We start from the raw sequence: 22,962 nt of genomic DNA on the forward strand, positions 1-22,962 counted from the left end.
TCGGCCCGGAAGATGTCCTGACACTTGGCGCGCTCGTTGCGGCGATGATGTTCGACAAGCCGGTCCCGGTCATTCGCCTGTCGGAGGAGGACTTCCGGTTTCTTTCTGGCTGTGACCGTGCCGTCATCACCCGCAATACCTTGGAGGCCGGAGGACGAACCATCCCCTTGTCTCCCACGCCCACGGCCGCCCTTGATCTGACGCCGGAAGACCGCGCCATGCTCGCTGGCGAGGCTGGCCCCGCTCCCCGCCAGGCGATGGAGATCATCTGCGCCATGGCCGCCCAGCAGGGCGCGCGGGAGCTCGTGAGCGTGAGCCAGGCGCATATTGACGGCTGCATCTACGCCAGTCCTGCCAACCTGCTCTTCGCGGAGAAGATGGCGGCATCAGGCGCGCGCGTTCGCATTCCCACGACCATGAACGCGATCTCGGTCGATTACGCGAACTGGCGATTGCAGCGGGTTCCAGAAACCTTCGGGAAGCCGGCGCAGGATCTGGCGGACGCCTATGTGCGGATGGGCTGTCGCCCGACCTATACCTGCGCTCCCTACCTGCTCGACAGCGCGCCGAAGAGGGGGGAATGCGTCGCCTGGGCGGAATCCAATGCAGTCGTGTTCGCGAACTCCGTCCTCGGAGCGCGGACGGAAAAACACCCAGATTTCCTCGATCTCTGCATTGCGCTGACGGGCCGCGCGCCACTGGCGGGCGTCTATCTCGATGAGAACCGCAAGGCCGGTCTGGTCATTGATGTCGAGCTACAACCCGGTTCTGACGACGCCTTCTGGCCGCTGGTGGGCTATCTGGCAGGGCAAATGTCGCCAGATCGTATTCCCCTCTTGCGTGGGCTGGCGGAAGGCAAGCCGTCGAGAGACGACCTGAAGGCTCTCTGTGCCGCCTTCGGCACGACATCCGCATCGCCCATGCTCCACATCGACGGCGTGACCCCGGAAGCCGCATCATCCGCCGCCGCGGGCCTGCCGCAGCGAAAGATCACCCAAGAGGAAATGGCCGCTGCCTGGCGCGAACTGTCGGCCGGGCCCGAGCAGGTCGATCTCGTGGCGGTGGGAAGCCCGCATGCTTCGCTCGGCGAGTGCCGCGCCCTTGTTGCTGCCCTTGGCGGACGCAGATGCAGCCCGGACGTGACGGTGATGGTCACGGCCGGGCACGACGTCATCCGGATCGCCGAGGAAGAGGGAACGCTGCCGCTCCTGAGGGAGGCGGGCGTAACCGTCCTGCCGGACCTGTGCTGGTGTTCGATCAGCGAGCCGGTCTTCCCGGCTGCGGCGAAAACCGTGCTTACCAACTCCGGCAAATATGCCCATTACGGGCCGGGCCTGAGCGGGCGGACGGTCCGCTTTGGAAGCATCCGCGACTGTGCGCAGGCAGCCGCCACGGGCAGAGCGCCTTGCCGGCTTCCCGAGTGGCTGGTCCCTTAGTTCCGCAAGACGGTGCAGGCCTCGCCTGCGGCCCGGATCGCAGCGCAGAGCCGGTCCGCCTCTGCACGGGTTTCGCGGCCTATCCTCGCCGCATAGCGGCCGCGATGGCCGAAATTGCCGCGCGTCTGGTGCACCATGACCGGCAGTTCCTGGTCGAGAGGGGAGGGCAGCCGTGCCACCCTGTCGGCAAACAGTTTTCGCGCGACCTCGGGATTGACGTGGGCCGCGATCTGCACGCCCCAGGGCGCCCACGGCCCTTCCGCCATCACAGCTCCGGGTGAAAGTCGCCTGCTCTCCGCCAGCGCAACGCAGCTCTCGATGAATGGCTTGTCGGCATCGAGAGGCGCGGCCGCAGTCTCCGGAGGCTCGCTGGTCCACTGCTCGATCGAATGTCCGGTGATGGAGCGCACATAGGCGCGCGTCTCGTGTGGCAGCGACCCCCTGTCCAGATATCGTTGCAGCCCTGCCTCACCGGCATTGTAGGCCGCCGCCGCATGGCCATAGCTGCCGAACAGGTCGCGGAGCTCCCTCAGGTAGGCGGCAGAGGCGCCGAGTGCCGAAAGGATGTCGAAGCTGTTGGCAAGCCCCCTCAGCCGCGCGGTGCCCGGCATGAACTGCGCGATGCCTTCCGCTCCCTTGTGGCTGACGGCACCAGGCCGGAACAGGCTTTCCTTCCAGATCAGCCGCGCGAAGAAATCAGGAGGGATGTCGTGCCGGCGCGCGAAATACTCGAGGCCGGAGCAGAGGTCGCTGTTGAACGTGTCGCCACGGACGCAGAGCGTGTCTCCGGACGCCTCATCGACCCAGGAAGACAGGCACTCGTTTTCCTGCTGCTCTCCGGCCCGCTCTGCGGCAGCGCCTTCGCCGGCGAAGGTCAGGAAGAGCAGGAGCAAGATTGCCAGTCTGGTCATGGTGGATGTGCAAGGCCGTCTGTTGGACGTCCCATTCTGGCACGAACTGCGTTCTCGAGCCATCACCCGACGAATGCGCCCAAAGGCGGTCCGCCGGATCCGATCTCCCGCCAGCGCAGTTTCTATTCCTGCGTCAGCAGTTCCTCGCAATAGCTCGGACCCCGGGCGCCCTGGCGGTCGGCGGTGATGCGGATGGAGCGAATATTGTAGTCGGCGTCGACGGTCAGCTGGGCGGCGCAGCTGACATTGGCGGTGCGGCCGTTCTGCAGCTTGATCCGCTGGTAACCGCCACGCCAGTTATAAAGCGTCGTCGAACCGGTGGGTGTATCGCTGATGGGAGGGCTGTACTTCGCGAAGAACTTTCCGGCCGACTGGCCGACCCAGCGGGCCTCGATCGGATTGGCCGGCGCCCCTGTCGTCGTGCAGGCGGAGAGTGCGATGGCGATGACGGCGGTGGATGCGATGATGCGGCGGTTCATGTCCTGTAGACCTTTTTCTCTGCTCGTCCGATGAGGCTGCGGCCGCCCTAGCAGATTTCGTGTTTCCGTCGCAGCACCGGGCCGCGCCTCGGTCAAAATTTCCCTTCATCGCTACCTTTTTGCCACGCCCGCGCCGCTGCTGAAACCGAGGCCGGAGAGGGCGCAAATTTTCGATGCGACCGCTTGTCGAAGCCGAGTGGCTGGTCTATAGAGGCGCCGCTGGTCACGGAGTGTAGCGCAGTCTGGTAGCGCACCACGTTCGGGACGTGGGGGTCGCAAGTTCGAATCTTGCCACTCCGACCAGCTGAAAAGCCCCCGAATGGCTTCATTCCCTCCCGTTCAAGTCGCGACGCAAAGAATTCGATCCTTGCCTGTGCTCAGGCAACTGAGGTGCCAGTAGCCGCGCATGGTCTTGCAAGGCCGTGGCCGATGGAGTTGTCTGTAATCCGTGCCGCCTGATGACACCGGACGAGGATGACCTGCGATGAACGACAATATGAAGTTCAACATCTGGTACGGCATTGCCGCCCTCTTTGGCGTTCTGCTCGTCCAGTATTTCTTCGCCTATTCGCAGCAGGTCACGGAAATTCCCTACAGCCAGTTCGAGACCTATCTCACCGAGAAGCGGATCGTGGAGGTGGCGATCTCGGACAATTATGTCCAGGGGAAGTTCAAGCAGGCCCTGCCCAGCGGCGAGACCATGTTCGTGACCACCCGGGTCGATCCGGCACTGGTGGAGCGCCTGCAGGAAAGCGGCGCCGTCTATACGGGCCGCATCGAGAGTAATCTCCTGGGCAATGTCCTCTCCTGGGTACTGCCGATCACGCTCTTCTTCGGCATCTGGTATTTCATGATGAAGCGCATCGGCGCCGGTGGTGGCGCGGGTGGGCTGATGCAGATCGGCAAGAGCCGTGCCAAGGTCTATGTCGAGACCGACGTGAAGGTGACCTTTGACGACGTTGCCGGGGTGGATGAGGCGGAGGATGAGCTGAAGGAGATCGTCGACTTCCTGCGCGACCCGGAGGAATACGGCCGGCTCGGCGGGCGCATGCCGAAGGGGGTGCTGCTGGTCGGTCCGCCCGGGACCGGCAAGACGTTGATCGCCCGTGCGGTGGCCGGCGAGGCGAGGGTGCCTTTCTTCTCCATCTCCGGCTCCGAGTTCGTGGAGATGTTCGTGGGCGTCGGCGCGGCGCGCGTTCGCGACCTCTTCGAGCAGGCCCGCGCCAAGGCACCTGCGATCATCTTCATAGATGAGCTTGACGCGCTTGGGCGCGCCCGCGGCGCCGGCCCGATGTTCGGCGGCCATGACGAGAAGGAGCAGACGCTCAACCAGCTGCTTGTCGAGCTCGACGGGTTCGACCCGTCACTCGGCGTCGTCCTGCTGGCGGCGACCAACCGGCCCGAAATTCTTGATCCGGCGCTGCTCCGCGCCGGCCGCTTCGATCGTCAGGTTCTGGTCGACCGGCCCGACAAGGGCGGCCGGATCCAGATCCTCAAGCTGCACATGTCGAAGGCGAAGCTCGCCGCGGACGTCGATCCGGAGCAGGTGGCGGCGCTGACGCCGGGCTTCACCGGCGCCGACCTCGCCAACCTCGTCAACGAGGCCGCGCTCCTTGCGACCCGCCGCAAGGCAGACGCGGTGAGCATGGAGGACTTCAACAATGCGATCGAACGCATCGTGGCGGGTCTCGAGAAGCGCAACCGGCTGCTCAACCCGAAGGAGCGCCGGATCGTCGCCTATCATGAAATGGGACATGCGCTGGTGGCACTGTCACTGCCGGGTGTCGATCCCGTGCACAAGGTGTCGATCATCCCGCGCGGCGTTGGCGCCCTCGGCTACACAATCCAGCGCCCGACCGAGGACCGCTTCCTGATGACGCGCGAGGAACTGGACGACAAGATGGCCGTGCTGCTGGGAGGACGTGCGGCGGAATTCATCGTGTTCCAGCACCTTTCGACCGGCGCCGCGGACGATCTCGCGAAGGTCACCGACATCGCCCGCGCCATGGTCACCCGCTACGGCATGTCGGAGAAGATCGGCCATATCGCGCTGGAAAGCGACCAGCGTTCCTATCTCACACCCGATCCGCTGATGGGTGGCCCGCGCCAGCACGACTATGGCGAACACACCGCGGATGCGATCGACGAGGAGGTAAGGAAGATCATCGACAATGCCTTTGACCGCGCCGTGAGGATCCTCACCGAGCGGCGAGGCGCGTTGGAGAATACCGCCAAGCGACTCCTCGAGGTGGAGACGCTCGGCGAGGACGATCTGCGGCCACTGCAGCTTCAGCAGCCGTCCGATGACGGGCGAAAGACGCGCGGCGAAATCGCGCTCAACTGAGGAGGCAGGCTCCTCAGGATCTTTTATTGCTGGCGATGCCGGAGAATTGGACCGGCAGGCCTCAGTGGGTGCTTTCCAGCAACTCGCGCTTGCGCAGGTCCTCGATCGCCGCCACAGCCTCTTCCGCCGACCAGCCTGCGCGCACGGCTGCATCGATGATCCTTGCCTCGCACTCGAGCGCGAGCCGGTTGTAGACGGGCTCGATCGCTTCCTGGATTGTCAGAATATGATCCTCGGGCTTGACGTGGATATGCGCCGACATTGCCATGTTGCTCTCCATTGCGAGGGGGGACAGCTTCCGAATCCTTCTCGGCCGGTTTTGTTCCGTGCCCTTTCACAATTCTGTCACCGAAGGAGGGACGCGGCATCACGGGCCGCGTCCCATTCCGCTCAGTTCCGGCTGCCATAGATCGCGTCGAAGGTCCCGCCGTTGGCAAAGTGCTCGGGTTGCGCCTTTGCCCAGCCACCGAAGATCGGATCATCGATAGTCACCAGTTTGACCTTCGGAAGCCGTTGCAGGAGGGCCGGATCGACCACCTCCGGCCTGACGGGTCTATAGAAGTGCTTGGCGATCAGATTTTGCGCTTCGTCGGAATACAGGTATTCCAGATAGCCCTCGGCCACCTTGCGGCTACCCTTCCGGTCCACATTCGCATCGACGACCGCCACGGGCGGTTCTGCCAGGATCGAGATCGGCGGCACGACGATGTCGAAGGCATCTTCTCCCATTTCCTTCAGCGCCAGGAATGCCTCGTTCTCCCAGGCGAGCAACACGTCGCCGATCCCTCTCTCCGTGAAGGTCGTGGTTGCGCCGCGCGCGCCGGTATCCATCACGCTGACATGGCTGAAGAGATCCTGCATGTAGGCCTTGATCCGCTCCTCGTCTCCTCCGTAGGTCTCGTTCGCCCACGCCCAGGCGGCGAGGTAGTTCCAGCGGGCGCCGCCGGAGGTCTTGGGGTTAGGCGTGACGATTTCCACGCCATCCTTCACGAGGTCTCCCCAGTCGCGCAGCCCTTTGGGATTGCCTTTCCTCACCAGGAAGACGATCGTTGACGTGTATGGTGCCGAGTTGTGGGCGAACCTGCCGTGCCAGTCGCGGGAGATCTTGCCGCTGTGCTCGGCGATTGCATCGATGTCGCTGCCCAGCGCAAGGGTCACGACATCCGCTTCCAGTCCCTCGATCACGCCTCGCGCCTGCCGGCCTGACCCCCCGTGCGATTGCTCAATGCGGACCGTTTCCCCGGTCTGCTTCTGCCAGTGCGCGATGAAGAGCGCGTTGTACTCTTCGTAGAACTCGCGCGTGGGGTCGTAGGAGACGTTGAGCAGAGTGGTCTGCGCCAGGGTGGGTGTAAACGCGCCGACAGTAAGAGACAGTCCAAGCGCCAATGCGCCCATTCCATGCATGAACTTGAACATTCCGGCTTCCCTCCGTTGATAGCCGATTAAGACTACTGTGTTAGTCGTCTTTAGCAACGCGGTTCGGAAGGAACACAAAACTCTTCCTCTTCCCGATAATTTCGGAAAAGGGCGGTACTGCGTGAAGATCAGATCCAAGCAAAACCGACCTACTGGAGGAAAGCTCGGAAGAAGTGTATTCCACGCTCAAGAGCCGCTCAGGCCCTCAGAAGGTGCTCGGAGTTTGTGCTGCTTATTGCATCGGCAATCGTTGTGCTGAACAGCACGTCTCGGGTCGCATCGGCCACGCGAGCGAAGACGTGGCGGATCTCGCAGCCCTGCTCGCCGTCGCAGTCCTCGCACTTGCGATAGGCTGTCACCGAAAGACAGGGCAGGGGCGCGATTGGGCCGTCGATCAGGCGCAACACCTCGCCATAGGTGATGGCGTTGGCGGGCTTCAGCAGCAGGTAGCCGCCCTGCTTGCCGCGGCGGCTGGCTACCAGGCCGGCCCGCTTCAGGTCGAGCAGGATCTGCTCCAGGAACTTCTTCGGGATGCACTGCTGCACCGCGATCTCGGAGATCATCATCGACGAGCCGCTTTCGGCCTGCGCCAAAGCCGTCAGCGCGCGCAGCGCGTATCTCGCCTTCTGAGAAATCATCGTGCAACCGTTGGGTGTCTGCGGCCGGGCTTCCGGATGGTCCTGACCTGTTTCGGGCATAATGGAAACGGCAGTGGAATTCAAACGGACGGGGCGTTGTCGCTGCCGACCGCCGCAGCTTTTCTGCCGGACAGCAGCTTTGGAGAGAGATTTGCTCTCCATCCCCGCCTCATGAAACCGCTGTTTCTGTCCTTGCCACGGGTGAGCTTCCATAATTCGCCAAAGAGTTTGGAAGAGCCCCATGACGATCCACCACGCCTCCGGCCCCCGCCTGGCCGAACTCGCCGCCACCCTCGATGTGCAGTTTGAAAAGCTGGATCTTGCCGGCCGGCTCGCGCTTGCGGCAACGCTCGGCCGCGCGGTCTTCACCACCAGTCTCGGCATCGAGGACCAGGTCATCACCGCTGCCATCGGCCTCGACCGTCTCGACATCGAGGTGGCGACGCTGGAGACGGGTCGGCTTTTTCCCGAGACGCTTGCCTTGATCGACGAAACCGAAGACCGCTTCGATATCGAGATCCGACGCTTCATGCCCGAGAAGGCGGATGTTGATGCCTATGCCGCCCAATACGGTCTCAACGGGTTCTACGAAAGCGTGGAAGCGCGACACGCCTGCTGTCACGTGCGCAAGTTGAAGCCGCTCGCCCGCGCGCTGGAGGGGGCTGTGGTTTGGGTGACGGGCCTTCGCCGCAGCCAGTCTGGCAATCGCGCCTCCACCCCTTTCGCCGAATACGACGCGGAGCGGGGCCTCCTGAAGGTCAACCCGCTCGCCGACTGGTCGCTCGACCAGATCAACGCCTATGTCGAGCAACAGGCCGTACCGACCAATCCGCTCCACAAGCGTGGGTACCCTTCGATTGGCTGCGAGCCCTGCACACGAGCGATAAAGCCCGGTGAGCCGGAGCGCGCAGGCCGGTGGTGGTGGGAGAACGACGAGAAGCGCGAATGCGGCCTCCATGTTCCCGAAGCCGCTGCCGCCTCTGCGAACTCGACTTCCCTTTGATCGGCAGCCGGCTAGGCGCCTTGGAGTAACTGATGTCCGATACCCTTCACGCAGCAGATCCCAAGCCTGCTACGTCCAACAAGCAACCGCTCGATCCGCACCTGAAGGCGCTGGAGAACGAAGCGATCCATATCTTCCGCGAAGTGGCTGCCGAATTCGAGCGACCCGTAATGCTCTATTCGATCGGCAAGGACTCCTCCGTCCTGCTGCATCTGGCGCGCAAGGCTTTCCACCCCGGACGCATCCCGTTTCCGCTGCTCCACATCGACACCGGCTGGAAATTCCCGGAGATGATCGCGTTTCGCGATGAGATGGCGCGTCGTTTCGACCTCGACCTGATCGTCTACACCAACCCCCGCGGCGTCTCGGAAGGCATCTCGCCCTTCATCCACGGTTCGGCATACCACACCGATGTCATGAAGACGGAAGCGCTGCGCCAGGCACTCGATGCCGGCAAGTATGATGCTGCATTCGGCGGCGCGCGGCGCGATGAGGAGGCCTCGCGCGCCAAGGAACGCATCTACTCCTTCCGCACTCCGGAGCACAAATGGGACCCGCGCAACCAGCGGCCGGAACTCTGGAACGTCTACAACGGCATGGTCCGCAAGGGTGAGAGCGTGCGCGCCTTCCCGCTGTCCAACTGGACCGAGGTCGACATCTGGCGCTACATCCAGGCTGAGAATATTCCGCTGCCGCCGCTCTATTACGCGAAGAAGCGCAAATACGTCGAACGCGACGGCATGCTGATGTGGGCGGAGGATCCCCGCTTCGAAGCCTTGCCAGGCGAGCAGATCCAGGAAGGCATGCTGCGCTTCCGCACCCTCGGCTGCTGGCCCCTGACCGGCGGCATCCGCTCCACGGCGACCACGCTCGAGGAGGTCATTGCCGAACTCGAGATTGCCACCGTCTCCGAACGTCAGGGACGCGCCATCGACCGCGACCAGTCGGGCTCGATGGAAAAGAAGAAACGCGAAGGATATTTCTGAGATGACCGCATCCGCCACTGCCACCTCGGTCGCTGTCCATCCCGCATCGGAACCACTGCCGCTCTCGCGCGACGTGCGTCCCTTGCGTCTCATCACCTGCGGCTCGGTGGATGACGGCAAGTCGACGCTGATCGGCAGGCTGCTGTGGGATACCAAGGCGGTCAAGGAAGACCAGGCAGCCACCCTGCAGCGGGATTCCGGAAAGCAGAACGACCTCGGCCTTCCGGACTTCGCGCTTCTGCTCGACGGCCTGCAGGCGGAGCGCGAGCAGGGCATCACCATCGACGTCGCCTATCGCTATTTCGCGACCGACCGTCGCTCCTTCATCGTTGCCGACACGCCCGGTCACGAGCAGTACACGCGCAACATGGCAACCGGTGCCTCGACCGCCGATCTGGCAGTCCTCCTGGTCGATGCGCGCGCAGGCCTGCTCGAACAGACCCGTCGCCACGCGACGATCGCCTCGCTGATGGGCATCCGGCAGTTCGTGCTGGCCGTCAACAAGTTCGATCTCGTGGGCTACGACCGGGCCATCTTCGACAGGATCTCGCATGAGTTCAAGGAATTGGCGCTTTCGCTCGGCGTGCGGCAGATCACGGCGATCCCGATGTCCGCGCTGAAGGGCGAGAATGTCGTCTACCCGGCTCCCGCCGCCATGCCGTGGTATGACGGGCCGACACTGGTCGAGACGCTGGAACTGGCAACGGTCCGCTCCGCCCAGGCCGGCGGCTTTCGGCTGCCGGTGCAGCGCGTTTCGCGTCCCGGCGAAAGCTTCCGCGGCTACCAGGGCACCGTCGCCGGCGGTTCGGTGAAGCCGGGGGATTCCGTCGTCATCCTGCCGTCGGGTATGGTCGCCAATGTCAAGCAGATCGTCACTTTTGATCTCGTGCGCAATGCCGCCGTGGCCGGCGATGCCATCACGCTCGTGCTTGACCGGCAGGTGGACGTTTCCCGCGGCGACATGATCGTTTCGCTGGACGCCCAGCCGATGACGGGGCTCGAATTCGAGGCGCAGATCGTCGCCCTGCAGCCGGACGGCATCGAGCCCGGCAAGCGCTACTGGCTGAAGAGCGGTTCGCGCCGCCAGCGCGTCTCGGTCAGGCCGACGTCTCAGCTCGATCTCGCCACCGGCTCCTGGCGCGCCCACGTCGAGCCTCTGCAGATGAACGCCATCGGCAGGGTGCGGCTCTCTTTCGACGAGCAGGCGATCTTTGACGCCTACGAGCAGAACCGCTCGACCGGCGCCTTCATCCTGATCGATCCCGATACGCACAATACCATCGCCGGCGGTATGATCACCTCCAAGCGCAGCGGCGGGATCGGGATCCGCTACGAGGGTGAACGCGTCGTGCTGTCTCTGCCGGCCGACCTTGCGGACCAGATCATGGCGAGCGAACTCTTCGCCAGCCGGCGCGACGAGACGGACGTGCGTCGCATGAGCGCCTCACAGGCAGCGGACATCTTTGCCAACGCCGCGCAGGACATCTGAAGCATTCACGCGCTTCGCTTGTCAGGCGGATGCGTGGTTCCTCGCGGCATCACCTCGAAGCCCAGGTCGATCGGGTCGGTCGGGGCAGGTTCGCCGCTCAGGACGCGGATCAGCAGGTCGGTCGCACGATAACCCATGTCGAAGCGAGGCACCCGTACGGTTGTCAGCGGTGGGTGGCTGAAGGCGGCAAATCCGAGGTCGTTATATCCGCAGATGCCGAATGCCGGGATTGGAAGACCGAGCCGCTGCGCCTCGAAAAGGACGCCCATCGCCAGGTCGTCGTTCTGGCAGAAGACACAATCGAGATCCGGCGCCTGCCGCCTCAAGCGCTGCAGGAGCTGGCAGCCCAGTTGGACGCTGGTCGGCGCTTCCTCTGATGCGATGAGCGCCGGATCCGCGATGCCCGCATCCTGCATGGCGAGGCAATAGCCTTCATGGCGCCGCTCCGACCGCACGTCGATCGTTCCTCCGATGAGGCCGATCCGGCGATAGCCGCAGGCAAGCAGGTGTCGAACTGCTGATGCGGCGGCTTCGCAATGGTTGATGCCTACGGCCATTCCACTCGGCGTAAGGTGCAGATCGACGATCTGCACCACAGGGCAGGCTGCCGCCTTCAGGAGTTCCAGCGTTCCTTCCCGCTGTTGAAGTCCCGAGAGAAGGATGCCGGCCGGATTCTGCGAGAGGAAGAGGCGGATCTGGCGGACTTCCTCCTCCGGGTCATAGCGTGAATTCGCGTAATGGATCCGCAGGTTGGATGTACGGACCCGGTCTTCGATGCCGCGCATGATGCCAAGGTGGGCGTGGCTGGTCAGGGCAGGCGCGAGGACGCCGATGACGCCATTGTGGCGGCTGGCCAGCGCCCTGGCCGCGAAGTCCGGTACATAGCCCATATCGTCGACCTGGGCGATGATCCGTTCGCGAAGCGTCTCCGATACCTTCTCGGGCTCCCGCAACGCCCTCGAGACCGTGATCGAACTGACGCCGAGGCTGGTCGCCACGTCCTTAAGTGTCACTTTTGCTGCACGGCTCCGTCGCTGCGGCATTGTCTCCTCCCGCTGGCTTGACACGGCGCGCCTCAGCCAAGGGAAGCAACTAAGCTTCTTGCCTCGCTCGGCAAGCCCGGGAGGGTGGCGCTGGCTAGTATCGCGCCCGCCGGGAGGACGCGACGATCCGATCGCCCGAGTGGCCCCGCGTTCACTTCCCGGTGAAAACCTATGGCGTTCCGCAGGGCGGAGGACATCTTCATGCGAAACGAGCCAAGGAGGATTGAAGATGAGGCGCACTCTCTTGCGGGCAGCGATAGCGACGGCCGTGCTCACCCCGTTCGCCAGCACGATGGTCATGGCGCATCACGGATGGTCCTGGGCAGAGGCTGAGCAGATCGAGCTCAGCGGCACGATCACGGCGATTTCCTTCGCGCCTCCGCATCCGTCGATGGAAGTCCAGGCGGACGGCGGGGTCTGGAAGGTGGAGCTCAGCAACCCCGGCAAGACCCAGCGGTCCGGTTTCGTCGAAGGCGTGGCGGATGTGGGCGACGCCGTCACCCTGATTGGCAATCGGTCGAAAGACCGGGAGGAACTGCGGATGAAGGCGGTCCGGGTCATGGTCGGCAACAAGACCTATGACATCTATCCGGAGCGGATCGAGACCAACTGAGGCTCGGCCCGTGGACTGGCTCGAGCCACTGTCGCAGACCTATCCCGCGCGGGCTCTGATCCTCTCGCCAACCCTTTATCTGCTGGTGAATGCGGCGCATATCATGGCGATCGGCGTCCTGTTTGGTGCAATCCTGTCGCTCGACCTTCGCATCCTCGGCCTGGCAAGGATGCTGCCGCTCGCGCCGACGGCGGTCTATCTCTCGCGGGTGGCGGCGACAGGTCTCGGCCTGGCCATGCTCACGGGCCTCGGGCTCTTTTCCGTACGGCCCGGAGAATACGCAGCCAATCCCGCCTTCCTCGCCAAGCTCGCACTGATCGCGCTTGGGCTGATCAACATCCTTGCAGTGCACCTCACGCCGGCATGGCGGGCCACAGTCCGAGGGGCGGAGCCGACGAAGGTGCTGCGCGTGGGGGCAGCGATGTCGATTCTGATCTGGGGTGGGGCGATCATCGCCGGACGGTGGATTGGTTTCATCTAAGCGATCAGCGGTCGCTGAACTCCGCCCGCGGATTGACCCAGGGCTTCTGGTTGGAGCGCGGCAGCGGCTGTTTCCCGAGGATATGGTCGGCGGCTTTCTCGCCTGTCATGATCGAGGGGCCGTTGAGGTTGCCGTAGGTGATGTGCGGGAAGATCGAGCTGTCCGCCACGCGCAGGCCGTCGATGCCGATCACCCGGCATTTCGGATCGACCACCGCCAGCGGATCATCCCGGTCGCCCATCCGGCAGGTGCCGCAGGGGTGATAGGCGCTTTCCAGGTGTTCCCTGAGGAAGGCGTCGATCTCATCGTCCGTCTGGACCGCCTCGCCTGGCTGGATTTCCGGGCCGCGATAGGGGTCGAAGGCCTGCTGGCCGAAGATCTCACGGGTCAGCCGCACGCAGTGTCGGAACTTCTCCCAGTCCTCCGGATGGCTCATGTAGTTGAAGCGGATGACCGGATCGGCGGTCGGGTCAGGCGACCGCAAGGTCACGCTGCCGCGCGATTTCGACAGATTGTAGCCCACATGTACCTGGAAGCCGTGGCTACGGGCAGCGGCCCTGCCGTCATAGGAAATTGCTACCGGCAGGAAGTGGTACTGGATGTCCGGCTGCTTCAGCCCGGCTGCGGAGCGGACGAAGGCGCAGGCTTCGAACTGGTTGGAAGCGCCGAGGCCGCCCTTTGACAGAAGCCACTGGGCGCCGGCGACGCCCTGCCAGAACCACGGAAGCCACGAATAAAGCGAGACCGGCTTTCTGGAGACCTGCTGGAAATAGAATTCCATGTGGTCCTGCAGGTTTTCCCCGACGCCCGGCCTGTCGGCAACGACCTCGACCCCCATGTCCTGGAGGTGCTGCGCAGGCCCGATGCCGGAGAGCATCAGCAGCTTCGGCGAATTGAAGGAGGAGGCAGCAACGATCACTTCGCGGCTGGCGCGGATCACAGCAGTTGCGCCACGCCGCTCGATCTCCACCCCGACAGCCTTGCCGTTCTCGATGACGATCCGCTGCGCGAAACCGTGCACCAGTTGCACGTTCCGTCGCTTGAGCGCCGGCCTCAGATAGGCGTTGGCCGCCGACCAGCGCCGTCCCATGTGGATGGTCTGCTCCATCAGCCCGAAGCCTTCCTGCTTCGAACCGTTATAGTCGTCAGTGAGTTCGAACCCCGCCTGCTTGCCCGCCTCGATGAAGGCGTGGAAGAGCGGGTTGACGAAGGGACCGCGGCGCACATGCAGCGGACCGTCCTTGCCGCGCCAGCCGTCCTCGCCGCCATGGCTATGCTCCATGCGCTTGAAATAGGGAAGCACGTCGGCATAGGCCCAGCCGCGGGCACCGAGCTCTTCCCAGCGATTGAAGTCCTCGGAGTGGCCGCGCACATAGACGAGCCCGTTGATGGAGGACGAGCCGCCAAGAACCTTGCCGCGCGGCGCGGTGATGCGGCGGTTGTTGAGGTTGGGTTCCGGCTCCGAAAGATAGCCCCAGTTGTAGCGCTTCATGCTCATCGGCCAGGCAAGTGCCGCCGGCATCTGGATGAAGGGCCCGATGTCGGACCCGCCCGCCTCGATGACGATCACCGAATGCTTGCCGTCCTCCGAGAGCCGGTAGGCCATGGCTGAGCCTGCCGAGCCGGAACCGATGATGACAAAATCTGCCTGCATCATCCCGATCTCCTCAGTAGGGCGCCTCGACCGGGGCCATGGCGACGTAGACCGTCTTCAACTCCGTGTAGTGCTCCAGCGCCGCGGCGGAGTTCTCTCGCCCGAAGCCGGACTGCTTCGAGCCGCCGAACGGGATCTCGACCGGGCAGAGGTTGTAGGTGTTGATCCAGAGCGTCCCCGCATGCAATTGGTCCACGACACGGTGCGCGCGGCTGAGATCGGCGGTGAAGACGCCGCCGGAAAGGCCGAATTCGGTGGCATTGGCGCGCTTGATCACCTCGGCCTCGTCGTCGAAGTCCAGCACGCACATGACAGGCCCGAAGATTTCCTCGCGCGCGATGGTCATCCCGTCGGTCACATCGGCGAAGACGGTCGGCTGGACGTAGAAGCCTTCTCCCGGGACATCGTTCGGGATGCCGCCGCCGGTGACGAGGGTTGCTCCCTCGGCATTACCCTTCTCGATGTAGTCCAACACCTTCTCGCGCTGTGCCCGGGAAACGAGCGGCCCCATCTGCGTCGCCTCGTCCATCGGATCGCCAATGACGATCTTCTCTGTCCGCTCCTTCAGGTGTGAGAGGAACTGCTCCTTGATCCGCTTCTGCACGAAGACGCGCGTGCCGTTGGAGCAGACCTGGCCGGTGGAGTAGAAATTGCCAAGCATCGCCCCGCCGACCGCGCTGTCGAGATCGGCATCATCGAAGACGATCAGCGGCGACTTCCCACCGAGCTCCATCGTGACGTGCTTGAGATGGCCGGCAGCCGCGGCGGCAACCTTGCGGCCCGTCGGTACCGATCCGGTCAGGGATATCTTGGCGACGTCCGGGTGATCGACGAGCAGCGGCCCCGTCTCGCGGTCGCCCTGCACGACGTTGAATACCCCCCTGGGCAGGCCGGCCTCGATCAGAATCTCCGCGATCTTCAGCGCCCCGAGCGGTGTCGTCTCCGATGGCTTGAACACCATCGCATTGCCGGCGGCCAGCGCCGGCGCCGCCTTCCAGCAGCAGATCTGCTGCGGGTAGTTCCATGCCCCGATGCCGACACAAACACCGAGCGGCACCCGCTTCGTGTAGGCCCAGTCGCCGCCGAGCGGAATGTGCGAGCCATTCAGCGCCGTCGCGGCAATGCCGCCGAAGAACTCCAGGCTGTCGGCCCCTGAGGTTGGATCGGCTACGATCGTCTCCTGGATCGGCTTGCCGGTATCCAGCGTCTCCAGTTCGGACAATTCCCGGTTGCGCTCGCGCATGATGTCTGCCGCCCGCCTCAGCACGCGGCCGCGCGCGGTCGGGCTCATCGCCGCCCACTCCACCTGTGCCCGTCTGGCGGAGGCGACAGCCCGCTCTACGATTGCCGGCGTCGCGGCATGCAAACCGGCGATCACTTCACCCGTCGCGGGATAGACGCTCTCGATGACGGTCCCGGCTGCGTCTTCCACGTATTCGCCGTCAATGAAATGGCTGGCTACCGGCTGTGCGCGCATCTTCTTCTCCTAGGGGGCGGCGTCGATCGTCAGGAAAGCTTCGCGGGCAGGAAGTGGCGAAGCTGCAGGTCGAGATAGTTTTCGGTGAGCGCGACCGAAGCCGTGCTGCCGATCGGGGCGGAACGCAGGCTCTGGCGGATATAGAGCCCGTCGATCATCGCCGCGACGCCCTCGGCGATCCGGGCTGCATCATCCGGCGGGCAGAGGCGTTCGAGGCTGTGAAGGAGGTTCGAGCGCAGGCGCCTCGAATAGATGACCAGCAGCCGCCGCACCTCCTCGGACCGCTGCGCCTCCACGTAGAAGGCAAGCCAGGCGGCCACCGTTTCCGGCGCGAACTGGTCAGCCTGGAAGGAGACGCGAATGATGGCCGACAGCCGCTCGCGGGGCGTGTCGAGATGCTCCATGGCGGCCACGGTATCGGCCCTCAGGCGCGTCAGCAGGCTGCGGATCGTCGCCACCAGCAATTGCTGCTTGCTGCCGAAATAGTGGTGCGCAAGGGCGGGGGAAACGCCGGCTTCCCTTGCGATGTCCGACATCGTCACGTCGAGCGACCCATGCTGCCCAATGGCTCGCAGCGTCGCGTCTACCAGCGCCTTACGGCGCAGCGGCTCCATTCCGATACGGGGCATGTGACGCATCTCCAGTTTCGGGCCAGTTTAGTTTTGATTGACTGGTCAATCAAGTTTCTATCGGAGTGAATGCGCAGGATGCCCGTATCCACCTTCGGCGAGACAAATTGACACCGCGATGGCAACTTGGCTTTCCAGCGTTGCTGGCGCGTCCTAAGTCTCCATCTCCTGCCATGATGAGGAGGCCGCGATGTCGCTGTCCAAGGAAATGCGTTACGTCGAACGGACGAGCTTCGGCGGCCCGGAGGTGATGCGGCTGGTAACCGGCCCGGTGCCGCAGCCTCGAGCCGGCGAAGTGGTGGTCCAGGTCGAGGCGGCGGGCGTCAATCGTCCCGATGTCGCCCAGCGCAGCGGCAACTATCCGCCGCCCAAGGATGCCAGCCCGATCCTGGGCCTGGAAGTCGCGGGCCGGGTGGTGGCGCTCGGCGAAGGAGTAACCGAGGTCACCATCGGCGATCTGGTTTGCGGCCTCGCCAACGGCGGCGGCTATGCCGAGTATTGCGCCCTGCCGGCGGGGCAGATCCTCGCCTTTCCGAAGGGCTATGATGCGGTGAAGGCCGCAGCCCTGCCTGAAACCTTCTTCACGGTCTGGGCCAATCTGTTCCAGATGGCCGGTCTCACCGAGGGCGAGAGCGTCCTGATCCATGGAGGTTCCAGCGGCATCGGCACAACCGCGATCCAGCTAGCCAGCGCCTTCGGCGCTGAAGTCTATGCCACGGCGGGTTCGGCGGAGAAATGTCGAGCCTGCGAAAGCCTGGGCGCAAAGCGTGCGATAAACTATCGAGAGGCGGATTTCGTCGAGGTCATCAAGGCCGAGACCGGGGGCAGGGGCGTCGACACAATCCTCGACATGATCGGGGCCGATTACTTCAACCGTAACCTTAGCGCGCTCGCCAGGGACGGATGCCTGTCAATCATCGCCTTCCTGGGCGGCGCCGTTGCGGAAAAGGCCAATCTTTCGCCGATCATGGTGAAGCGCCTGACGGTGACTGGCTCGACGATGCGCCCGCGCACCACTGAGGAAAAACGCGCGATCCGCGACGAGTTGAGGGATCAGGTCTGGCCGCTCCTGGAAGCGGGCAAGGTCGCACCGGTGATCCACACGGTCCTGCCGTTCGACCAGGTTGCGGAGGCCCACCGCCTGATGGAGACGAGCAGCCATATCGGAAAGATCATCCTCGATCTGCGATAAGGTGAATCAGCAGGCTCGGGGATGTTAAGCGAAGCCCGGGAGACTTCAACTCACTTACATCCGAAGATTGTCACATAACGTGCCTTGCATACATGCGACGCAGCACCTACCTTTTGATCATCGTCAACGTAATGAAAGGAAGGTGATCCAATGTCGAGTGAGATTTCGGTCTGCGTTTCGGACTTTGGAAAGGTGATGGTCATGACGGGGCAGCCCTCGGCCTGAACGCATCTTCCTTCGGACGCCTCACGCGTCCGGGTTCGTTGAACGGACCAAATTCACGAGAAGGGTCGCCGCGCGCGGCCCTTTTTCGTTTTTGTCTGACGGTATGTCGTGCGTCGCCCCTATGCGTCGCGCGCATGGGTGGGCTGATTATTGGGCGCTACTCATGCGCCGCCCGCGAACCTATCTACGGGACATCGAAGCAGGACGGAGCGCCAAGCACGGCGCCGGGCTTCGAAGCCCACTGAAAGGGGGAATTATCATGAACATAGCACGCAGCTTCAACAACTGGCGCCAGTACCGCCGTACCGTAGCTGAACTGAGCCGGATGACCCCGCGCGACCTCAGCGACCTCGGGATTTCCCAGTGCGATATCCATCGCGTCGCCCGCCAGGCCGCAGGCCTCTAATCGCGACAAGGCTCGCCGGATGTGAACGCCCGCCCAAAGCGGGCGTTTTGCATTTCTGGAGGGTCAGAGACCGATCCGTCCAAGCGCCGGAACCTTGATCCCCGGATTGGCGATGTCCAGCCCGGCGACCAGTCCCAGGAAATGCAGTTCGAAGCCGCTGCGGACCCCGGCCGAGAGGCCGAGAAGGCCGCCCAGCGTCAGATGGACGTCCCGCCAGTCCGCATCCAGATGCACGAAATCGCCATCCGGCAGGTAGTCCCGCCCGACCGCATGCGGCGGCAGGACGGCTCCCAGTTCGGGCACGCTGCGCAGCACGAAGGCGACGAACGTGTTGGAGTTCGGCCCCGGAAAGATCTTGTAGCCGCCGGGCTCCGCATAGGGGTAGGCGGTGATCGCACCCTCCACCTTCGGGATCAGCAGTTCCGCTTCGACACCCGTCACCGCCTTCACCAGTTGCGGCATGTTGGAATACCAGTACGCGTCCGCCGGCCGGTGATTGCGCCGGATCGGCGAGCCCCAGCCGACCTTGTCGTAGCGCGTATAGCTGCCGGCACCCTTCTCCTTGATGACGATCCATGCATGGCTGGAGACCGCGCCCTTCAACCCTCCGGTCGTCGCCGAGAAGATGTAGATCGCCGCCTCTTCGCTCACCTCTGCTTCCGGCAGGATCCCGGCGGACGACCAGCGCGCCTCGCTCCATCGCCCGGGCCGGTCCTGGATCGCCCACCAGCCTGCCGATGCGAAAGTCGGTAGCAGGTAGACGACGAAGATGATGAGAAGCAGCCGCTTCAGGTATTTCATGCAAGACCTCGTGCAAGTCGTATCGCGGTCGGCTATGACCGATTGAAACCAGCAATTTCAGGGCAGACCAATGCAAAACCCCGTTACCGTCGAAGTCACTCGAGGCAGCATCATTGAAAGCCGCCATCGCGGCATGGGCATCGTGGTAGACGGTGACGGCAAGACGGTGTTCGCCTTCGGCGATGTCGAAAGCGGCGTCTTCTCCCGCTCTGCCTGCAAGGCCATGCAGGCGCTGCCCCTTGTCGAGAGCGGCGCCGCGGACGCCTATGGCTTCGGCAATCGGCAACTGGCGCTGGCCTGTGCCTCCCATTCTGGCGAGGAAGAACACGTGGCGCTAGCAGCCTCCATGCTGGAGCGTGCCGGCCGCGATGCCTCCGCGCTGGAATGCGGCGCCCACTGGTCCTCCGACCAGGCGACGCTGATCCACCAGGCGCGCACGCTGGAAAAGCCGAATGCCCTGCACAACAACTGCTCCGGAAAACATTCCGGCTTCGTCTGCACCTGCGCGCACGTCGGCTACGAGGTTGAAGGCTACGTCGGCTACGACCATCCGCTGCAGGCCGACATCCGCGCCACGATGGAAAGTCTGACGGGAGCCGCCCTCGGCCATGACAATTGCGGCATCGATGGCTGCTCGATCCCGAGCTACGCCATTCCGCTTCGTGGCCTCGCGCACGGCTTCGCCAAGATGGTGACGGGGCAGGGGCTGGAGCCCATCCGGGCGAAGGCCTCGCGGCGGCTGATGGAAGCTTGCATGGCGGAGCCCTTCTATGTTGCCGGCACCAAGCGCGCCTGCACCAAGCTGATGCAGGTCGCTCCGGGCAAGATCTTTGCCAAGACGGGTGCCGAGGGCGTATTCATCGCAGCACTTCCCGAACAGGGCGTGGCGATGGCGGTGAAATGTGAGGACGGTACGACGCGCGCCGCCGAGGCGATGATCTTCGCGCTGATCGCCCGCTACTTCGACAAGGCCGGTGAGACGCACCAGACGCTCATGGCCCTGGCCAACAAGTCCATGAAGAACTGGAACGGTATCCATGTCGGCGACATCCGGGTCACCGATGCGCTGTTCGCCTGACCTGTCGGTGCCAACTGCCGTCTCGATCAGGACTTGATAGAGGCGCCGCCGGCGCCAGATCACCGGCATCATCGATGGAGGAATTGCCATGTACACGCTGTTCTACTCGCCCAATGCCTGCTCGCTCGCCAGCCACATCGCGCTGGCGGAGTCCGGTCTTCCCTACGAGGTGCGTCGGGTGAATTTCGCCGAGAACGAGCAGCGTTCGCCGGAATACCTGAAGCATAATCCGAACGGCCGCGTGCCGGCGCTGGTGACGGAGAAAGGCACGCTCATCGAAAGCCCGGCGATCCTCGCCTTCATCGCCCAGTCCGCACCTGACGCAAAGGTCGCGCCCCTCGACGATCCCTTCGAATTTGCGCGGATGCAGGGCTTCAACAGTTTCATCGCCTCATCGCTGCACGTGGCCTACGCCCACAACAAGCGCGGCTATCGCTGGGCGGATGGGCAGGAGGCGCTCGACGCCATGAAGCGGAAGGTCGTGCCGAACATGCGCATGTATTTCGGCATGGTGGAGAACGACTTCCTGACAGGCCCCTGGGTTCTGGGCGAAGCCTATTCGGTCGCCGACCCTTACCTGTTCACCATGGCCGACTGGCTCGAAGGCCTCGGCATCGACAGGGAAGAGTTCCCCAAGGTTGCGGACCACTATCGCCGGATGATGGAGCGCCCCGCCGTCCAGAAGGCGCTTTCCGTCGAACGGCCCGACTGATCTCAGGCGCAGCGTCTGAGTTCCAATGCACCGCCGATACCCTGGGACCAAGTTTTGGGCTGCCGCGGAAAGGGCAGGTCGGCCAGTTGACGCTCCGACATACGGACAAGGTCAGGATGACGGAGCACGTCGAGTCCCTCGGCAGAAGCTTCCTCGGAGGAGCTCAGCCAAGCGAGTGCGCTGGAGATAATCTGTAGCGGGCGCATAGCGTGCCTCCTGGCAATATGTCCTTGCCGGCTGATCATGCAGCTCTGAGCAGGCGCATTCAATTGAGTTCTTCAGCACTCTGCTGTAGAAAATCTATATGAAGAACCTGAACATGCTGCATCTGAACGGCCTGAGGGCCGTGGAGGCCGTCGCCCGTCTCGGATCGCTGCAGGCGGCTGCTGAGGAGATGGGTGTCACCATCGGCGCCGTCAGCCAGCAGGTCATCAAGGCCGAGGCCCAGTTGGGACGTTCGGTATTCCTCCGTCAGCCGAAGGGCATGGTTCCGCTCGATGCCGCACGGCCGATGCTCGCCCGGTTGACGGAAGGGTTTCGCGCACTTTCTCAGGGCGTGGCACTCGGGCGGCCGGCTGACGAGAACCTTCTAACGGTGTCCGTTGCACCGGTCTTCGCGGCGCGCTTCCTCGTCCACCGGCTGGAAAGCTTCTCCCGTCGGCACCCGTTGATACGCCTGCGCATCGAGGCAACGACGGCGCTTGCCGATCTGAACGGCGGAGATGTCGACCTCGCCATCCGGGTCGGGCGTGGGGTATGGCCGGGCGTCGATGCTGAACTGCTGATGGAGCAGCGGGTTTTCCCCGTCTGCGCGCCGGCCCTGGCCGCAGAGCTGAGGGAGCCGGCGGACATTCTCCGACTGCCGGCGATCATCGATGGCCCCTCGGCCTTTTCCTGGGACGTCTGGCTGCAGCAGGCGGGTCTCGCAGGCCGCAGGATGACGACGCGGCACGTCTTCAACGACGCCTCGCTCTGCCTCGACGCGACCATGGCGGGGCAGGGGGTAATGCTCGCCTGGCAGACGCTGGCAAGCTTTGCCCTCGAGCAAGGGCGTCTGGTGAAGCCGTTTGCCCTGGAGGCGGCGACAGGCATGGGCCACTACCTCGTGACCCGTGCAGGTATCCGTCAGCCCGCGAAGGTGCGTGCCTTTGCCGACTGGCTGCGGGCGGAAATGCAGGCGCTCGACCGGGAGGTCGTCACGCCGGCTCCTGCAGGCGCTTCTCCCACATTGCCTTGAAGGCGGGCCTCGCCTGACAGGTTTCCAGCCAGGCCTTCAGTGACGGCCGAGCGTCGAACAGGGGTGCATGGCCCTGCGCGTAGCGCACGACCTCCGCGACGAGGATGTCGGCGGCGGTGAAGCGCCCACCCACCATGAAGGGGCTGGCCTTGAGATGATCCTCCAGGACGTCGAAGGGGCGCTCGAGGTTGGCGGCGGAAGCGGCCATCTTCGCGCGGCCTTCCTCGGTCTCCATCGCGCCCTTGCCGATGGCCATCTGGATGTCGAGTGCGTCTTCCTCGATGCTGGTGGCGCCGAACAGCGCCCATTGCACCATCAGCGCATCCTCCTGCAGGTCCTTCGGTCCGAGCGCGCCGCCATGCTTCTTCGCAAGGTAGAGCGTGATGGCAAGTGATTCGTGCAGCACGAAGCCGTCATCGTCCATCGACGGGATCGAACCCATCGGGTTGATGGCCAGGAACTCGGGAGAGCGGGTGTTCACCGGTGCCCCGGCCGCGGAAGCATCGGCCAGCCGATAGGCCTGGATCACCGGCACGTGCCGGAAGGCAAGACCAAGTTCCTCGATGAGCCAGAGCGGCCGGGTGGCACGGGAGCGATAGACTCCGTAGATCGTCAGCATTTACGTCCTCCTGGGAAAAGCTGCGCCACGCTACGGGGGCAGGTGGCTGAACGGAAGACCGGTCGGCGTTATGGCGCCATGAATTGTTTCGAT

23 protein-coding genes and 1 tRNA gene are annotated in these 22,962 nt (G+C 64.0%); 13 read left to right on the plus strand and 11 right to left on the minus strand.

Annotation, left to right across the window (positions count from 1 at the left end; genetic code table 11):
* The coding region (lhpI, locus tag FN060_RS14095; RefSeq protein ID WP_142588865.1) for a cis-3-hydroxy-L-proline dehydratase at positions 1-1,436 on the plus strand (1,436 nt) is incomplete at its 5' end.
* Here the strand turns inward: lhpI and FN060_RS14100 are convergent.
* The gene (locus FN060_RS14100) at positions 1,433-2,347 is read right to left on the minus strand and encodes a lytic transglycosylase domain-containing protein (RefSeq protein WP_142588667.1); all 915 of its coding nucleotides are present in this window, start codon (positions 2,345-2,347) and stop codon (positions 1,433-1,435) included. The genes lhpI and FN060_RS14100 overlap by 4 nt on opposite strands.
* A 122-nt stretch (positions 2,348-2,469) precedes the next feature.
* On the minus strand, positions 2,470-2,826 hold the full coding sequence (locus tag FN060_RS14105; RefSeq protein ID WP_052637401.1) for a hypothetical protein: 357 nt from the start codon (positions 2,824-2,826) through the stop codon (positions 2,470-2,472).
* Positions 2,827-3,052: 226 nt separating this feature from the next.
* On the opposite strand from FN060_RS14105, the gene FN060_RS14110 reads away from it, so the two are divergent.
* Both FN060_RS14110 and ftsH read left to right on the plus strand, forming a co-directional pair.
* Positions 3,053-3,129 (plus strand) — tRNA-Pro (locus tag FN060_RS14110).
* Between the two features lie 181 nt (positions 3,130-3,310).
* Positions 3,311-5,170 (plus strand): ATP-dependent zinc metalloprotease FtsH, encoded by a 1,860-nt coding sequence (gene ftsH / locus FN060_RS14115; RefSeq protein ID WP_142588668.1) that lies wholly within the window; start codon positions 3,311-3,313, stop codon positions 5,168-5,170.
* Positions 5,171-5,231: 61 nt separating this feature from the next.
* Here ftsH and FN060_RS14120 read toward each other — a convergent pair whose 3' ends face one another.
* The 3 genes from FN060_RS14120 to FN060_RS14130 all read right to left on the minus strand — a co-directional run bounded on the left by FN060_RS14120 (position 5,232) and on the right by FN060_RS14130 (position 7,224).
* On the minus strand, positions 5,232-5,438 hold the full coding sequence (locus FN060_RS14120; RefSeq protein ID WP_052637403.1) for a hypothetical protein: 207 nt from the start codon (positions 5,436-5,438) through the stop codon (positions 5,232-5,234).
* A gap of 122 nt (positions 5,439-5,560) precedes the next feature.
* Complete coding sequence (locus FN060_RS14125; protein WP_142588669.1) at positions 5,561-6,586, minus strand: sulfate ABC transporter substrate-binding protein; 1,026 nt, start codon at positions 6,584-6,586, stop codon at positions 5,561-5,563.
* A gap of 197 nt (positions 6,587-6,783) precedes the next feature.
* Entirely contained in the window at positions 6,784-7,224 is a 441-nt protein-coding gene (locus tag FN060_RS14130) for an RrF2 family transcriptional regulator (protein WP_142588670.1), read from the minus strand.
* A gap of 241 nt (positions 7,225-7,465) precedes the next feature.
* Here FN060_RS14130 and FN060_RS14135 point away from each other — a divergent pair, with 241 nt between their 5' ends.
* The 3 genes from FN060_RS14135 to cysN are packed head-to-tail and all read left to right on the plus strand — an operon-like array spanning position 7,466 to position 10,702.
* Positions 7,466-8,227 (plus strand): phosphoadenylyl-sulfate reductase, encoded by a 762-nt coding sequence (locus FN060_RS14135; RefSeq protein WP_142588671.1) that lies wholly within the window; start codon positions 7,466-7,468, stop codon positions 8,225-8,227.
* Between the two features lie 32 nt (positions 8,228-8,259).
* On the plus strand, positions 8,260-9,213 hold the full coding sequence (cysD, locus tag FN060_RS14140; protein WP_077547634.1) for a sulfate adenylyltransferase subunit CysD: 954 nt from the start codon (positions 8,260-8,262) through the stop codon (positions 9,211-9,213).
* Between the two features lies 1 nt (position 9,214).
* Complete coding sequence (gene cysN / locus FN060_RS14145; protein ID WP_142588672.1) at positions 9,215-10,702, plus strand: sulfate adenylyltransferase subunit CysN; 1,488 nt, start codon at positions 9,215-9,217, stop codon at positions 10,700-10,702.
* A 5-nt stretch (positions 10,703-10,707) separates the two neighbouring features.
* On the opposite strand, the gene FN060_RS14150 is transcribed toward cysN, so the two are convergent.
* A complete protein-coding gene (locus FN060_RS14150; protein WP_210310826.1) occupies positions 10,708-11,745 on the minus strand; it encodes a LacI family DNA-binding transcriptional regulator in 1,038 nt (345 codons plus the stop codon).
* A 229-nt stretch (positions 11,746-11,974) separates the two neighbouring features.
* Here FN060_RS14150 and FN060_RS14155 point away from each other — a divergent pair, with 229 nt between their 5' ends.
* Positions 11,975-12,358, plus strand: coding sequence for a DUF6152 family protein (locus tag FN060_RS14155; RefSeq protein ID WP_142588673.1), 384 nt, complete (start codon positions 11,975-11,977; stop codon positions 12,356-12,358).
* The gene (locus FN060_RS14160) at positions 12,324-12,839 is read left to right on the plus strand and encodes a DUF6644 family protein (RefSeq protein ID WP_142588674.1); all 516 of its coding nucleotides are present in this window, start codon (positions 12,324-12,326) and stop codon (positions 12,837-12,839) included. The genes FN060_RS14155 and FN060_RS14160 overlap by 35 nt, the downstream gene beginning before the upstream one ends.
* A 4-nt stretch (positions 12,840-12,843) precedes the next feature.
* On the opposite strand, the gene betA is transcribed toward FN060_RS14160, so the two are convergent.
* The 3 genes from betA to betI are packed head-to-tail and all read right to left on the minus strand — an operon-like array spanning position 12,844 to position 16,599.
* On the minus strand, positions 12,844-14,493 hold the full coding sequence (gene betA / locus FN060_RS14165; protein ID WP_142588867.1) for a choline dehydrogenase: 1,650 nt from the start codon (positions 14,491-14,493) through the stop codon (positions 12,844-12,846).
* A 13-nt stretch (positions 14,494-14,506) separates the two neighbouring features.
* A complete protein-coding gene (gene betB / locus FN060_RS14170) occupies positions 14,507-15,970 on the minus strand; it encodes a betaine-aldehyde dehydrogenase (protein WP_142588675.1) in 1,464 nt (487 codons plus the stop codon).
* Between the two features lie 29 nt (positions 15,971-15,999).
* Positions 16,000-16,599, minus strand: a complete 600-nt coding sequence (betI, locus tag FN060_RS14175) for a transcriptional regulator BetI (RefSeq protein ID WP_142588676.1) — start codon at positions 16,597-16,599, stop codon at positions 16,000-16,002.
* Between the two features lie 190 nt (positions 16,600-16,789).
* Between betI and FN060_RS14180 the strand changes: the two genes are divergently transcribed.
* Positions 16,790-17,791 carry an NAD(P)H-quinone oxidoreductase gene (locus tag FN060_RS14180; RefSeq protein ID WP_142588677.1) on the plus strand — a complete coding sequence of 334 codons (1,002 nt, stop codon included), beginning with the start codon at positions 16,790-16,792 and terminating at the stop codon, positions 17,789-17,791.
* 484 nt (positions 17,792-18,275) lie between these two features.
* Entirely contained in the window at positions 18,276-18,422 is a 147-nt protein-coding gene (locus FN060_RS14185; RefSeq protein ID WP_065814511.1) for a DUF1127 domain-containing protein, read from the plus strand.
* Between the two features lie 63 nt (positions 18,423-18,485).
* On the opposite strand, the gene FN060_RS14190 is transcribed toward FN060_RS14185, so the two are convergent.
* On the minus strand, positions 18,486-19,223 hold the full coding sequence (locus FN060_RS14190; protein ID WP_142588678.1) for a DUF3750 domain-containing protein: 738 nt from the start codon (positions 19,221-19,223) through the stop codon (positions 18,486-18,488).
* A 70-nt stretch (positions 19,224-19,293) separates the two neighbouring features.
* Between FN060_RS14190 and FN060_RS14195 the strand changes: the two genes are divergently transcribed.
* The 3 genes from FN060_RS14195 (at position 19,294) to FN060_RS14205 (ending at position 22,250) form a co-directional block, all read left to right on the plus strand.
* Positions 19,294-20,301, plus strand: a complete 1,008-nt coding sequence (locus FN060_RS14195; RefSeq protein WP_142588679.1) for an asparaginase — start codon at positions 19,294-19,296, stop codon at positions 20,299-20,301.
* Between the two features lie 88 nt (positions 20,302-20,389).
* Positions 20,390-21,013, plus strand: a complete 624-nt coding sequence (locus FN060_RS14200; RefSeq protein ID WP_077547644.1) for a glutathione S-transferase family protein — start codon at positions 20,390-20,392, stop codon at positions 21,011-21,013.
* Between the two features lie 304 nt (positions 21,014-21,317).
* Positions 21,318-22,250, plus strand: a complete 933-nt coding sequence (locus FN060_RS14205) for a LysR substrate-binding domain-containing protein (protein ID WP_142588681.1) — start codon at positions 21,318-21,320, stop codon at positions 22,248-22,250.
* Here FN060_RS14205 and FN060_RS14210 read toward each other — a convergent pair.
* The gene (locus tag FN060_RS14210) at positions 22,210-22,869 is read right to left on the minus strand and encodes a glutathione S-transferase family protein (RefSeq protein WP_142588682.1); all 660 of its coding nucleotides are present in this window, start codon (positions 22,867-22,869) and stop codon (positions 22,210-22,212) included. The two genes, FN060_RS14205 and FN060_RS14210, sit on opposite strands and share 41 nt — an antisense overlap.
* Positions 22,870-22,962: the final 93 nt, after the last annotated feature.

The sequence above is a fragment of the Pseudorhizobium halotolerans genome (assembly GCF_902153235.2).
Classification (GTDB): Bacteria; Pseudomonadota; Alphaproteobacteria; order Rhizobiales; family Rhizobiaceae; genus Neorhizobium; species Neorhizobium flavum.